Raw genomic sequence first — 14,141 nt, 5'->3', positions numbered from 1 at the left:
TTAATCCCCCTCTTGCCGAACATGTTCCTCAGCTTTTAAAAAGGAGGCGTGTTCCGCTGTGCAAGTGGGGAGATTTTAAAATATTGAATTCAGAGTCATATGGATAAAAATATACCCTTCCAAATATGGATTTTGGAGCATCACACAAGGATTTTAAAATGAATAAAGTCTATCCAAATAGTCAGGCAGCACTGTTTGATATTGTTCAGGACAATATGCTGATTGCTGTCGGTGGTTTCGGTTTATGTGGCATTCCTGAGTTACTTATTCAAACCTTACGTGACTCCAATGCCCAACAACTGACTTGTATCAGTAATAATGCTGGCATTGATGGTATCGGCTTAAGTTTATTACTTGAATCACGTCAGGTTAAAAAAATGATTTCGTCCTATATTGGTGGCAATAAAGAATTTGAACGCCAATACTTAGCGGGCGAGCTTGAAGTTGAACTCACCCCACAAGGGACGCTGGCTGAAAAACTTCGTGCTGCAGGTGCAGGAATCCCCGCTTTTTATACCAAAACAGGCGTGGGAACGGCGGTGCAAGACGGCAAAGAAGTGCGTAATTTTAAAGGACAAAACTACCTACTTGAAGAGGCTTTAAATGCTGACCTAGCCTTAGTTAAAGCCTATAAAGCCGACAAAGCAGGCAATTTGGTCTTCCGCAAAACAGCCCGCAATATTAACCCCGACTGTGCCATGGCCGCCAAACTCACCATTGTAGAAGTGGAAGAACTTGTTGAAATTGGTGAATTAGATCCGGATGACATTCACCTGCCCGGTATTTATGTGGATCGTATTGTCGTCAATCCGAATCCATCCAAACATATTGAAATTCGAACCGTTAAAAGTGCGGCATAAGGGAGACGCTCATGGCTTGGACACAAGAACAGATGGCACAACGTGCTGCACAAGAGTTAAACGATGGTGATTATGTCAATTTAGGCATCGGTTTACCCACATTGGTGGCAAATTATATTGACCCTGAATTACATATTTGGCTGCAATCAGAAAATGGTTTATTGGGCATTGGTGAATTTCCACTAGAACATGAAGTGGATGCCGATTTGATCAATGCAGGTAAACAAACCGTCACCACCAAATCAGGTGCATCATTTTTTTCAAGTTCAGACTCATTTGCCATGATCCGTGGCGGTCATGTCGATGTCGCGATTTTGGGCGCAATGCAGGTTTCCAAAAATGGTGATATTGCCAATTGGATGATTCCGGGGCAAAAAGTCAAAGGTATGGGTGGTGCCATGGACTTGGTCGCAGGTGCTAAGAAAATTGTAGTGATGATGCAGCATTGCAATAAACATGGCGAAGCCAAAATATTGGAGCAATGCACACTCCCCTTAACAGGACAAGGTGTGGTCAGTCGCATCATCAGCAATTATGGTGTATTCGATATTATTGAAAATACTGTACATATCGTTGAACTCGCCCCTGACATCAGCCTTGAAGCGGTCATTCAAGCCACAGGAACCACTTTAATACATGCAGAAATTGCTGAAGATGCTGCATAATGACGTGATTATTTATATTACTGAATAGTCATAGACAAAGGAATCAGGATCTAACGCCTTATGCTTAACAAAATCACCATGATTTGACTTTCAGCATACATTTCATGTGATGTATATAAAATACACTCTCATTCTTCTTCTCCCAGATAAAGTTCTTTTATCTGGGGATTTTTTGTGGTTAAAATAAAAATATATGATACATATTTAAATATTTATATTTATTTTTAAATCATAACATTTTTAATAAATGAAAATTTTCACTTAATAAAAATCAATAAGTATCTATATATATTGTTTTATTTATTAAAAAATATCTATAAAACAAAGTTCTTAAAATTTAAATAAAAGATACTGTTTAAAATAAATATTATTTATAGTGTATCTTTTTTAAAAATATTCAGCATAATTAAATCACTTGATTCATGACGAATCATGGCGATAAGGACTTGGGTTCAATCAAAAAACTAAAAAATAGATTGAAACCACTCGCACAGTACAAAAAAAGGAAATGCTATGGAACATTCTCACGTAGAACTGCACAACCCGACGCTTGAACAGCCCCATGCGTCACGTACCCGAAAAATTGCGATGGCGACCATTGTTGGCACTACCATCGAATGGTATGACTATTTTATTTATGCCGCAGTCGCAGGCTTAGTCTTTAATCAACTGTTCTTTAAACCCGCAGGTCCCATATTTGCCACACTTTTAGTGTTTGCATCGGTGGGAATTAGTTTTATTTTTCGTCCTTTTGGCGCATTTATCGCAGGTTATTTTGGCGATAAATTTGGGCGTAAAACGGTACTTGCCATTACTTTGATTATGATGGGCGGTACCACTACCTTGATAGGCTTATTACCCACTTATGATCACATCGGCATCGCTGCCCCGATCATGTTAATTTTACTGCGGATCTTACAAGGCATTTCCGCAGGTGGTGAATGGGGAGGTGCGGTATTAATGGCGGTTGAACATGCACCAACTGAAAAACGAGGACTATTTAGTGCATTTCCACAGCTTGGTGTACCACTAGGTTTATTACTTGCATCATTGGTACTGGTGGTGATGACAGGCTATGTCTCACCGGGTGAAGAGTTTATGGCTTGGGGCTGGCGCATCCCCTTTTTACTGAGCATTTTTCTGTTTGCTTTGGGGTATTGGATTCGTCGTTCAGTTGAAGAAAGCCCTATTTTTGAGGAATTAAAGCAAAAAGGCACTACCCAAAAACCGATCCGTGAATTATTTGCTCAATACAAAAAAGTCATTTTCAGCTCAGCTTTACTGATTGCAGGCACGACTGCACTGGGCTATATGACGGCGGGTGGTTTTATTCAAAGCTTCACCACCAATCCCAAAGGTTTAAACTTAGACCGCCCAACCATTTTAGGTTTGGTGAGTATTTCAGCCGTGATCTGGACATTTTTCACGTGGTTATCTGCGGTACTTTCGGACAAATTTGGACGAAAACCAATTTATATCATCGGTTCAGTCATTCAAGTCATTACTGCTCTTACCTTATTTCCTCTGATCAGCACAGGCAGTTACGGTTTGATCATGCTGGGCTTGACATTGTTATCCATGGGAATTGGGATGACTTATGGTGTACAAGCGGTTTTCTACTCAGAGCTATTCCCTGCTTCCATCCGTTTCTCAGGGATTTCGATTACTTATGCCATTGGTTCAATCATCGGTGGCGCATTTGCACCACTCATTGCAGCCGCATTGATTGGTAAAGTAAATGGAATTTATTTGGTCAGTGCCTATTTAACAGTGATGTCGGTGATCGCCTTCCTTGCCATTTGTATTTTCAAAGACCGCTCGGGAATAGCTTTAGAGCCTGATGCTGAAGATATTCAAAAACAATCTCCTTTTATTTGGAAATAAACTTAAGTCAAGGATGTCTTATGTTAACAAAACGCTCATTCTCAACACTTTTTTCAGCACTCATCCTCATCAACACTTGTGCCTTGATGCAGCAATTGCATGCCGAAGATGAATGGAAAATCACCTTGAAAAATGCCTATATTGACCGCAATTTTGATCAGGGAAATATCAAAGACACAGGCAGTTGGTCACAAGGTATCTCATTATTTTACAATTCAAAATTTCATGATACACCGTTACAAATTTTAGATCAGCCTATTCAAATCGGGGTGGATGGTTCAGTGCAATATGCTGTACGCCTCAGCAGTGACAAACATGTTGATGATACCGTATTGCCTTTTGATCCTATCAAAAAAGAACAAGCAGATGATTATTTGAAATATGGCGGAACGCTAAAGCTTAAATATGATCAGGCAGAACTACGAGTGGGTGAGCTATGGCTCAATCTTCCCATGACTACAGTCGACACAAGTCGCCAACTTTTAACTTCTTATTTGGGTGCAAATTTAAAATTTCCCGTAATGGATAAATTAAAAGTTGAGCTTGGGCGTGTTACGAAAAACTCACCACGCAACCAAGAAGATTTTTATAAATTTTCCTATACGCAGAATGGTGTAAAACACTATTCAGATGGTTTGGATTATATCAACTTAGTTTATGATGCAAATAGAGATTTGAATGTGAATTACTACTATGGGCATTTGGATAATTTGTATGACAAACATTATTTAGGTATCGAATATCAGTATCCGATTGCGAAAAATATCGCACTACATTCTAAATTGCGCTATTTTAATTCACAGGACAATAACAGTGCTTTGAATATTGACAGTCAGAATATTGGGCTATTAGAAACAGTTAAGTTAAATAATCATAGTGTTAGCGTGGGTTATCAACAAATTATTGGTGATGCCTATCCGTTACCTGATGGTTTTTTGCCCGAACTGTATTTTATTAACTGGAATGTTACAGGTTTTTTCAAGAAAAATGAAAAATCCTGGCATTTTATTTATAGTTATGACTTTAAAGACTATATTCCAGGGTTAATAAGTACTGCGAAATACGCCTCAGGACGCGATATCAAAATGGCCAATGGGCAGAAAAATGAAGAATCTGAATTTAACTTATTTACAAGTTACAACTTTCAAACCCCCAAGTTAAAAGGTCTTTCTATACAGCATCTATTTGCTAAATATGATCAAGATCATGGCAATGACTTTATGGAAAATCGTTTCTTTATTAACTATCAATATAAGTTTTAAGTTCACATATATGAGTAACTGAGTCAATAGAGAATGTGATTCGGTTACTCATAACATCCAAACTCAAATAAATTCACTCAATTTTTTCCATAATTATTTTCCACATTTTTATGACCGTACACTTAGCTATTTTTCATGATAATGTCTAATCCATTCAAAACAGGAATAAAATTCTCTATACTTAAAATATTTAATTAAAACAAAGATAAGGAAAATAGTGCAGCAAGAAATTAAAGATAACTTGGTTTTTAATGGTGAAATGAAAAAATCATTTTCAACTTTTATACATAGGTCAGAATTGTAGAAGCAACCATTGCGAAATATGCGCAAAAAAACCTACAAGAAGCACAAAATCGTCGCTGAATCAAATGTTTGCCAACAGCCTATTCGTGGAGCGTTAGGAGCTGCAATGATTTCCCATGATTATGAATATCATTGGATAATGTTTCTTTTTTATGGAAATAATTATTGGGAACGAGGCGTTTCTTCTGATTTACCTGAAGATTATTATGATTGGGTTGAGCAATATTGTATTGAACAGGATTTAGCCTCAAGCAGTTTTATTTTTAAAATGATGAGTCATATCACGACGACTGAACGATTTCCGATTTAAGCGAAACATTTGATGCTCAAATTACAAAAATAAAACGCCCCATAGGACGTTTTATTTACAGATAAATCGCTACTAATTTTTAAGAAGCGGCAACAAATTTTGCACGTGCTGCGTGTAGTTTTTTATAACTTTCAATTAAACGCAAATGACGATCTAAACCTTCAAGTTGCATATTGGTTTCAGTTAATCCGTAAAAACGAATACTGCCATCCATTGAACCAATCACTGCATCCATCCGTTCATCCCCAAACATACGGCGGAAATTGTGTTCATAATCATTAAGATCAAGCTCATCATCAAGCTCAACTTCTAAGACCACATTCATACATTGATAGAACAAACCACGCTCTACCGTATTGGTATTGTATTGTAAGAATTGTTCCACCAAATCTTTAGCTGCTTCAAATTCTTGCAATGCAATATAAATTAGAAGTTTAAGTTCTAAAACGGTCAATTGTCCCCACACGGTATTGTCATCAAACTCAATCCCGATCAAGGTCACAATATCGGTATAGTCATCAACTTCAACTTCTTCTAAACGTTCCACCAAAGCTTCAAGCTGTTCTTCATCTAAACGGTGAATATTTAAAATATCTTCACGGAAGTCTAAGGCTTTGTTGGTGTTGTCCCAAATTAAATCTTCAACCAAATAAATTTCAGAATAATCAGGTACTAATATGCGACAAGCTGTTGCACCAAGGTGCTGATACACTGCCATATAAGCATCTTTACCCATATCTTCTAAAATTTTGAACAAAATTGCAGCCTCGGCTTCATTATCACCTTTGCCGGTAAAATCCCATTCCACAAACTCATAATCTGAATGTGCACTAAAGAATTTCCAAGACACCACACCGCTTGAATCAATAAAATGTTCAACAAAATTATTAGGTTCAGTCACTGCATTGCTGCTAAATGTCGGTTTTGGTAAGTCATTTAAACCCTCAAAACTACGTCCTTGTAGCAACTCTGTTAAGCTACGTTCCAATGCAACTTCAAGTTTTGGATGTGCACCAAAAGAGGCAAAAACACCCCCAGTACGTGGATTCATCAAAGTGACGCACATCACAGGATATTTTCCACCAAGTGAAGCATCTTTGACTAAAACAGGGAAACCTTGCTCTTCTAAACCCTTAATGCCTTCAACAATACGCGGATATTTCGCTAAAACGTCTTCAGGAACATCAGGTAATGCGATTTCACCTGCAATAATGTCACGTTTCACGGCACGCTCAAAAATTTCAGACAAACATTGTACTTGTGCTTCAGCCAAAGTATTGCCTGCACTCATACCATTAGAAAGATACAAATTTTCAATCAAATTCGATGGGAAGTAGACTGTTTCACCATCTGACTGACGTACAAAGGGCAATGAACAAATACCACGGGCTTTATTGCCTGAGTTAGTGTCATATAAATGTGTACCTAATAACTCATTTTCAGGGTCATAAATTTCACGGGTATAGTCATCTAAGATTTCAGTCGGTAATTCACCATTTGGCCCCGGTTGGAACCACTTTTCATCTGGATAATGTACAAATGCAGCATTGGCAATGTCTTCTCCCCAAAACTGATCGTTATAGAAGAAATTACAGTTTAAACGCTCAATAAACTCGCCTAAAGCTGATGCCAAGGCACTTTCTTTGGTGGAGCCTTTACCATTGGTAAAACACATCGGCGATTGTGCATCACGGATATGCAAAGACCATACATTTGGGACAATATTGCGCCATGAAGAAATCTCAATTTTCATGCCTAAACCCGCCAAAATTGCTGACATATTGGCAATGGTTTCTTCTAAAGGTAAGTCTTTGCCCGCAATAAAAGTGGTACTTTCTTTGGCGAGGTCTGGCATGAGCAAAGCTTGAGCATCTGCATCAATGCTTTCCACTTCTTCAATCACAAACTCTGGACCCGTCTGAATCACTTTTTTGACGGTACAACGGTCAATGGAACGTAAAATACCCTGACGGTCTTTGTCTGAAATATCGGCAGGCAATTCCACCTGAATTTTAAAAATTTGCTTATAACGATTTTCAGGATCAACAATATTATTTTGCGACAAGCGAATATTATCAGTGGGAATGTCACGTGCTGCACAATACACTTTTACAAAATACGCTGCACATAAAGCCGAAGATGCAAGGAAATAATCAAACGGTCCTGGTGCAGAACCATCGCCTTTATAACGAATCGGCTGATCGGCAATCACCGTGAAGTCATCAAACTTCGCCTCTTGTCGAAGATTGTCGAGATAATTGACTTTGATTTCCATGTGAGCACCTAAAGCTTTTATGTGTATTTACAAGCACATAAATTGCAAAATATTTAAATCAGTCGAATTTTAGCAATTGACTAAAAATAGAAAAATGAGCGAATGAATGAAATTGAAATATTTCTTTCCATCACTCAAAAAGAATGGGCACTATTATAAAGGGATTTTAAGCAGTTGATAATGTTTGTCTGTAATTCCGTATCATTTTGCTTAAATTTTATAAAATTTATGCTTCCCCCTATCAGATCGATTACTGAGCAGGCAAAACCAACAAAGCGAGTTGAAAAGTGATAGAACGATCAAAAAAAGACATTCTATCGTTCTTCCTTGTCTGCTTATCATGATACCCGAGCCAATTGCTGAGCATTAAAAATACAGGTGCTCATATATTCGCTATAGACAGATAATTTTTCAAAAATATGCTCTGAATAAAACATATCATCAATCAAATGTTGTACCTGATGCTGCGTTAACGTCATCAAAGGAACTAAAATTTGAGCATTTATTTCTGCAAAATCTGCACACAGTTGCATATATTGCGTATCTTTGTTTTTAAATAATAATTTACGCATATCTAACACTGCAATGTCTAATTTTTTAGTGACTTTAGCCAGTGTAAAAATTCTAACCCCCAGTTGTATTTCTAAAGTTTTTAATTGAGTTAAATTGGGCTGAACATCTGAAATGATAAAAATATGATTGATTTTTTCATTACATAACGCAGCGAGTAAATATTGATATAAAAATTCAGCCTCATTTTGCGCTACATGACTCAATTGAATGGAAAAATTTAAATCTTTTAAAATTTCAGTATGCTGTGCCAGTTGCATCTCACTGGTATTGAAATATGAATTAAAAACCGTCAATACCGTTGGGGTTTTCGGGGTGGTATAAAGCGTTTTTAGATTTAAATTGGACAAAATAAAAGGTGCAAATAAATAGGCAATATCATGACTGAAAGGATGAATCGCACTTTGAATAATTGCATTAAAATGAGAAGGTTGTTGATTTCTAAGTTGAGCCGCATGCAATAATTGAGCCTCAAGACGATCTTGAGTGAAATCTTGTTGGTCTAAAATCGTTTTAAAGCAGATTTCACCGGTAAAAACTTCGCTGATTTGCTGAAGTATTTCTGTTTTAAACATACATAATTCCAATGTATTCATTTTGCACTGTTATAGTATAAAAAGCCTATAATCTTTCATCTATAGACAAATTTCGGCTAATTTCCTATAACAGATGCAATTTTTCCACTGATCTGTTTAATGTTGCGTCAAACTCTCCCACACCAATTGCAAGTTGGGATTGGCATTGATTTTACTTTTTAAAATGTGAATTTCTTGTCTTGAATAATAAGATGCATTACCCACTATTTTTAATTTATTTTGCTTAATTTCATTATTCACCACATTTTTAGGCAGCCAAGCCACTCCTAAGCCCTGTAGAACCAATTCTTTTAAATCTAATGCATTATCAGTTTCATATAAAATTTTATAATCCAAGGCATGAACAATCTGATCTACATATTTCCTTAAATAAGCTTTAGCGCCATACATCAATAATGGGATGTGCTTATCTTTCTCAAAATCATAATTTTGTTCTACCGTACATACAGGAATAATATCCATTTCCCCTAATTTACAATGGCTAATTAAACTGTCATCCAAAGCATTTAATAAGGTGGCATCTGCATAACAAATTAAAAAATGACAGCCTCCCTCCTTTAAATTTTTTAATCCTTCACCTACGTTATTGGTAATGATTTCAAGATGAAAATCCTTTAATTTTTCGGGTAAAAATTTCACAACTTGTGAGAAATAATTCGACATTAATGAATGAGATACCGAAAATTTAATAATTTTATCTTGTGTATTGAGTTTATTCAGCAAGCCTAAAGTCAGATCGAGTTGATCTTTGATATTTTTCGCCGTGGATAAAAGCACTTGTCCAACTTCATTAAATTCAATATTTTTGCCGTTTCTTATCAGAATTTCTTGCCCTAAATCCATTTCAATTTGCTGGATTCTTCGTGTAAATGCCGACTGCGTGACAAAACGAATTTCTGCCGCTTTAGAAATCGACTTCATTGTATCCAGTGCCAAAATATCTTCAATCCATCGAATATCTAAACTCATTTTACGTTTTCCTTTGGTTAAAACACCTTCATTGTATGCAAAAAATGCATACATTTTTCATTTTTTGCATTGGTCAGGCTGATTTTTTAATTTTATGCTTTTATTAAATCTTCATTGGACAATCTTCATGTCTCAGCATCGTTTAGAATCAGATTTACTTGGTCAAAAAGAAATTCCTGCGCAAGCCTATTATGGCGTACAAACATTAAGAGCACTCGAAAATTTTAATTTAAGTGCAACAAAACTATATCACTTTCCTTTATTTATCAAAGCACTTGCCATGGTAAAATCGGCATGTGCAGAAGCCAACTATCGTACCGAATTACTCCCTGAAAATAAGCGAAAAGCAATTCAATTTGCATGCAATGAATTAATACAAGACAAATACCAAGATCAATTTCAAATTGACATGTTACAAGGGGGTGCAGGGACTTCGACCAATATGAATGCTAATGAAGTCATTGCAAATATTGCTTTAGAGTTTATGGGTCATGCAAAAGGTGAATACCAATATTTGCATCCAAATAACGATGTCAATATGTCACAGTCGACCAATGACGTCTATCCAACCGCAATTAAACTTGGGTTGTTGTTAAGCTTGGAAAAATTAACACAACCTTTCAATGCCTTAGTAGAAAGTCTAGCGCAAAAAGGGATTGAGTTTGCAAATGTGGTTAAAATGGGACGCACCCAATTACAAGATGCTGTACCGATGACACTCGGACAGGAATTTTCAGGTTTTTCAGTCACTTTAAAGAAAGACATTGATAAAATCATCGATATTTCATCTGAAACCCTCTGCTATGTAAATCTTGGCGGCACTGCGATTGGTACAGGAATTAATGCTTCTGAACAATATAAGAAAGAAGCACTTGCAGCATTGTCGAATATCACCCAACGTCCCATGATGACTGCACCACACTTAATCGAAGCAAGTTCTGATATGGGTGATTTTGTTCTACTGTCAGGCTTACTCAAACGTACAGCAACCAAATTGTCAAAAATTGCCAATGATTTACGTTTGCTTTCAAGTGGGCCACGCACGGGTATCAACGAAATTAATTTGGAGCCTCGTCAACCGGGCAGTTCAATTATGCCGGGTAAAGTGAATCCTGTTATTCCTGAAGCCGTGAATATCGCATGTTATCAAATTATTGCCAATGATTTAGCCATTACCCTTGCAGCAGAGTCAGGACAACTGCAACTCAATGCGATGGAACCGTTAATTGCACTCAAATTATTTGAATCTATTGATCTGTTAGAAAAAACCGTCAAAATGTTTAAAAATTATTGTATTGATAGCGTGACGGCGAATGCATCACAATGTAAAAATTTCGTGGATAATTCCATCGGTATTATTACCGCGCTGAATCCATACTTGGGCTATGAAACCACCACTCGCATTGCTAAAGCTGCCAATGAAACAGGTAAAAGTATTTTTACAATTATTGAAGATGAAAAACTCCTGAGTAAACAATCTTTAGATGATATTTTTTCAATTAAAAATTTAGTCAATTTCTAAACATCAACAATTCAGTCAACAAAAAGGAAATGTCAGGACATTTACTTTTTTACTCTGCGTTGAAGATCTAAATCTCTATGTTTTCATCTACTCCAACAGCCCGATTTGTTGAAATAAATTTCGATATGCTGCTGCTTTCAGATCTAAAGCCAAAGGATAAGCTCGAGAGGATGACGGCATACGATATAAAGTGACATGTCGTTGATCAAAAATCGTGTGTACCGCCTGACCAATTTGTGGTTTTTCCGTGCCTTCAGGCATGGACAGCATCAGAGTATCTGTGGCTTTATCACCTGTGGTCATGATGTTGCTACATTCAGGCATCTGATCTAACAATAATTTTAAATTGGTTGGCGTTTCGATCTGCAAAAATTTATCTGAAGCATTCCCTTGTAAACGGATGACCTGATACGCCGTGTCAAAAATTGCAATGCCCTTTTTGCTTAAAAAATCACGTATTTTTTGTTCTTTGAAATTTTTATTAGCTAAATCTAAAAAGTAGTTTTTGTCCTGAAAAAAAATTAAACCAAAAATCCGCCACATATCATTTTGATAATTCGGATAATAAAAATCCATTTTCCAACGCACTTTTGGTGGTGGAAAACTCCCTAACATCAAAAGCTTGGCATTTTTAGGTAAAAAAGGTTCTAAAGGATGTGTTTCTATAATCAAATCAGACATTTAAGTAAATTCAAAAATTGATATTTATGGCTTAAATCATAGCACTTTTAGTGCATAAACATCGGTTTTTATTTTTTAAAAATGATCCTGAATTTTGTCATTCACAAAATTTTCACAATATTTTCACAAAATGCTTTTTATAAAGATTGATTTCATTAGCTTAAATGACAGTGCTTTATTAAAATAAAATCATAAAAAAAACCGCCTTAAGGCGGTCTATTTTTACTTCAATAATAAGTACCTTTGATGCGGTAACTTATTCAGCTCAAACATATGTTCATAGTCATAATCTGGCAACTTTAAATCATATTTTTTACATAGATCTTTTATGGCAGTCGTCATATAAAACATATTGTCATGTAACATTGACTCAAGGGTTGGATTTAATTTGCCCAATGTCGGACTGTGTGTTTTCCACCATGCTTGAAATAGCTTGGCATGTATACACAGTGTTTCTATAGATTGATTGTCATCTATCTGAATCTCCCCTTTTGTCTTGATCTCTAGAGTTTCTAGGTAATTCACTGCGTCTTGAAAATGAATGGCAAGCAGATCGCTATAGCGTGTGATGCGGAAGTGTCTGTTGTGACGTGCCCACATTTCTGCATGAAGTCTGCGTTCGCCTTGAGCACGTCGGTCTACGATTTCTTTGAGCTCAGCTTGCTGCTCTGCATTGATTTTTACTCGAGTATCGATTTGCTGCTGCATGACTTCTTTTTCTAGTACGTCAAGTACCCATTTGCGGAACTCTTTGGCAACTTTAGTTCGGGCAAAGAAAGTAATAAGGTGGCAACCACGAAGTGAGAAAATACGAATAGTTTTTTCTAAATTTTCATCTTTCTTCGAGAACCTCAATTTGAGGTTCTCGACAGGATAGTTTGAGTTAACGACACTCAATTTAAGGGTTGTTGTCATATCAGAAGTAAACTCATCTTTATTGCGCTCATAGATTTGAGTAACTGCATTTGATTTTTCATACCCAAGTGCTTTCGCAAGCTCACTTGCTGTAAGCCAAATCTGCTGATCATGTTGAACTGGGTTAAATTTCACTTCATTAAAACTTAGTGTTAGACTAATCATGTCTATATCTCCAATGGTTTAGACATAAGCCCCATGAATCTTGGTCGAGGAATGGGGTTTTTCATATCCCCGTTGGGGATGTATTTAATTTAAGATTTTAATTTCTACTTGTCAATCCCCATTGGGGATATTATTATGAATGAAATTTATTTGAGCACAGAGTTATGGCTAGAAACTCAGATGTTGAATACAAAATGCGTATGACTCAAGATCTTAAAGATAAGATCGTTGAATCAGCAAAAGAACACAACCGCTCTATGAATGCGGATATTGTTGCTCGTCTTGAAAATAGCTTTGAACAGAAATTTGGGGATTTGGAAAGTGTTCCTTTAGAGAAACTATTAGCTATCGTTATGAAAAAGCTCGGGGAAAACTCATTGAGTCTAACTCGTGAAGAAGTTGCTCACGCGAAAGCGTCCTCAAAAAAAAGTGATTAAATCTAAGTTAGCTTAATAAATTTTAAAATTTACAAATGAGTAAATGCAATGATTGAAAACATTCCAGAGCCCGAAGTTTTCCTATTAAATAGTGCTGAATTTCTATATGAAGCATTCAATATATTTATTCCATTCATTGATGATCATGATCCTTTAATTTTATTTAGTGGCGAAAACGATTTTGATGAAGACACATTTATTGAAGAAAATAAAATTAAAATTGGAAACATGTCACTTTTAATTTTTTCATCAATAGAAAACTATCTAAAGTATAAAATCGCTCTTAAATCACCACTGCTTCTAATTGAGAAATTATCAAATTTGCAATGGAAAAAAATGAAATTTAATGATTTTTATATGCATGGATTTGAAGACTTACTTAAATTATATAGTGTAATTTATGCTACTACAGAGAATACTCAATTAAAAGATGGGTTCGAAGACTTAAGAAAAACAAGAAACTTATTTGTTCATGGTTCAGGTGACGAAAGTATTACACTGGAAAAGCTTGTTAAAGTATCGTCTTTCTTTATACAAGAAATATGGAATAAAAGTGCTCCAGATGAGCATGGCTTTATATTTCAATATTTTTCAGATTTTAGCGGTGCCTTAGAAAATTATACTGATACTACTAACTTTTATCCACCAATGGGCTTTGTTGCACAAAGATTTGAAATGCAAAGCGCCCCTAATTGATCCAAATTTAAGGCGTAACTTGGGTAAGTGG

At 36.1% G+C, this 14,141-nt stretch carries 13 protein-coding genes; 8 read left to right on the top strand and 5 right to left on the bottom strand.

Annotated elements, in window-relative coordinates:
- Window positions 1-158 precede the first annotated feature (158 nt).
- The 5 genes from HX129_RS16840 (at window position 159) to HX129_RS16820 (ending at window position 5,284) form a co-directional block, all read left to right on the top strand.
- The gene (locus HX129_RS16840; RefSeq protein ID WP_286433908.1) at window positions 159-860 is read left to right on the top strand and encodes a CoA transferase subunit A; all 702 of its coding nucleotides are present in this window, start codon (window positions 159-161) and stop codon (window positions 858-860) included.
- An 11-nt stretch (window positions 861-871) separates the two neighbouring features.
- On the top strand, window positions 872-1,525 hold the full coding sequence (locus HX129_RS16835) for a 3-oxoacid CoA-transferase subunit B (RefSeq protein WP_130073562.1): 654 nt from the start codon (window positions 872-874) through the stop codon (window positions 1,523-1,525).
- A gap of 513 nt (window positions 1,526-2,038) precedes the next feature.
- On the top strand, window positions 2,039-3,409 hold the full coding sequence (locus tag HX129_RS16830; protein ID WP_130073561.1) for an MFS transporter: 1,371 nt from the start codon (window positions 2,039-2,041) through the stop codon (window positions 3,407-3,409).
- Window positions 3,410-3,429: 20 nt separating this feature from the next.
- A complete protein-coding gene (locus HX129_RS16825; RefSeq protein ID WP_180045199.1) occupies window positions 3,430-4,671 on the top strand; it encodes an OprD family outer membrane porin in 1,242 nt (413 codons plus the stop codon).
- Window positions 4,672-4,993: 322 nt separating this feature from the next.
- Window positions 4,994-5,284: a hypothetical protein gene (locus HX129_RS16820; RefSeq protein WP_130073559.1), complete on the top strand. Its 291-nt coding sequence runs from the start codon at window positions 4,994-4,996 to the stop codon at window positions 5,282-5,284.
- 79 nt (window positions 5,285-5,363) lie between these two features.
- On the opposite strand, the gene HX129_RS16815 is transcribed toward HX129_RS16820, so the two are convergent.
- The 3 genes from HX129_RS16815 to HX129_RS16805 form a co-directional block, all read right to left on the bottom strand.
- Complete coding sequence (locus HX129_RS16815; RefSeq protein ID WP_286433906.1) at window positions 5,364-7,559, bottom strand: OsmC domain/YcaO domain-containing protein; 2,196 nt, start codon at window positions 7,557-7,559, stop codon at window positions 5,364-5,366.
- A gap of 338 nt (window positions 7,560-7,897) precedes the next feature.
- A complete protein-coding gene (locus HX129_RS16810; protein ID WP_286433905.1) occupies window positions 7,898-8,704 on the bottom strand; it encodes a hypothetical protein in 807 nt (268 codons plus the stop codon).
- 117 nt (window positions 8,705-8,821) lie between these two features.
- On the bottom strand, window positions 8,822-9,694 hold the full coding sequence (locus HX129_RS16805; RefSeq protein ID WP_286433904.1) for a LysR substrate-binding domain-containing protein: 873 nt from the start codon (window positions 9,692-9,694) through the stop codon (window positions 8,822-8,824).
- A gap of 127 nt (window positions 9,695-9,821) precedes the next feature.
- Here HX129_RS16805 and HX129_RS16800 point away from each other — a divergent pair, with 127 nt between their 5' ends.
- A complete protein-coding gene (locus HX129_RS16800; protein WP_130073555.1) occupies window positions 9,822-11,216 on the top strand; it encodes an aspartate ammonia-lyase in 1,395 nt (464 codons plus the stop codon).
- An 87-nt stretch (window positions 11,217-11,303) separates the two neighbouring features.
- Here HX129_RS16800 and HX129_RS16795 read toward each other — a convergent pair whose 3' ends face one another.
- Entirely contained in the window at window positions 11,304-11,897 is a 594-nt protein-coding gene (locus HX129_RS16795) for a uracil-DNA glycosylase family protein (protein WP_286436359.1), read from the bottom strand.
- 222 nt (window positions 11,898-12,119) lie between these two features.
- Window positions 12,120-12,977 (bottom strand): BRO-N domain-containing protein, encoded by an 858-nt coding sequence (locus HX129_RS16790; RefSeq protein WP_286436358.1) that lies wholly within the window; start codon window positions 12,975-12,977, stop codon window positions 12,120-12,122.
- Between the two features lie 164 nt (window positions 12,978-13,141).
- Between HX129_RS16790 and HX129_RS16785 the strand changes: the two genes are divergently transcribed.
- Both HX129_RS16785 and HX129_RS16780 read left to right on the top strand, forming a co-directional pair.
- Window positions 13,142-13,414: an Arc family DNA-binding protein gene (locus HX129_RS16785; RefSeq protein WP_286436357.1), complete on the top strand. Its 273-nt coding sequence runs from the start codon at window positions 13,142-13,144 to the stop codon at window positions 13,412-13,414.
- Between the two features lie 48 nt (window positions 13,415-13,462).
- Window positions 13,463-14,110, top strand: coding sequence for a hypothetical protein (locus tag HX129_RS16780; protein ID WP_286436356.1), 648 nt, complete (start codon window positions 13,463-13,465; stop codon window positions 14,108-14,110).
- Window positions 14,111-14,141: the final 31 nt, after the last annotated feature.

It is taken from the genome of Acinetobacter sp. 251-1 (assembly GCF_030329305.1).
In the GTDB taxonomy this organism is placed as follows: Bacteria; Pseudomonadota; Gammaproteobacteria; order Pseudomonadales; family Moraxellaceae; genus Acinetobacter; species Acinetobacter piscicola_A.
This window is presented reverse-complemented; position numbering and strand designations above follow the sequence as displayed.

Coding starts and splice junctions, on each gene's coding strand:
- HX129_RS16830 (WP_130073561.1), top strand. CDS start 2,039: ATGGAACATTCTCACGTAGAACTGCACAACCCGACGCTTGAACAGCCC.
- HX129_RS16800 (WP_130073555.1), top strand. CDS start 9,822: ATGTCTCAGCATCGTTTAGAATCAGATTTACTTGGTCAAAAAGAAATT.
- HX129_RS16780 (WP_286436356.1), top strand. CDS start 13,463: ATGATTGAAAACATTCCAGAGCCCGAAGTTTTCCTATTAAATAGTGCT.
- HX129_RS16805 (WP_286433904.1), bottom strand. CDS start 9,694: ATGAGTTTAGATATTCGATGGATTGAAGATATTTTGGCACTGGATACA.
- HX129_RS16810 (WP_286433905.1), bottom strand. CDS start 8,704: ATGTTTAAAACAGAAATACTTCAGCAAATCAGCGAAGTTTTTACCGGT.
- HX129_RS16790 (WP_286436358.1), bottom strand. CDS start 12,977: ATGATTAGTCTAACACTAAGTTTTAATGAAGTGAAATTTAACCCAGTT.
- HX129_RS16835 (WP_130073562.1), top strand. CDS start 872: ATGGCTTGGACACAAGAACAGATGGCACAACGTGCTGCACAAGAGTTA.
- HX129_RS16785 (WP_286436357.1), top strand. CDS start 13,142: ATGGCTAGAAACTCAGATGTTGAATACAAAATGCGTATGACTCAAGAT.
- HX129_RS16825 (WP_180045199.1), top strand. CDS start 3,430: ATGTTAACAAAACGCTCATTCTCAACACTTTTTTCAGCACTCATCCTC.
- HX129_RS16795 (WP_286436359.1), bottom strand. CDS start 11,897: ATGTCTGATTTGATTATAGAAACACATCCTTTAGAACCTTTTTTACCT.
- HX129_RS16815 (WP_286433906.1), bottom strand. CDS start 7,559: ATGGAAATCAAAGTCAATTATCTCGACAATCTTCGACAAGAGGCGAAG.
- HX129_RS16820 (WP_130073559.1), top strand. CDS start 4,994: ATGCGCAAAAAAACCTACAAGAAGCACAAAATCGTCGCTGAATCAAAT.
- HX129_RS16840 (WP_286433908.1), top strand. CDS start 159: ATGAATAAAGTCTATCCAAATAGTCAGGCAGCACTGTTTGATATTGTT.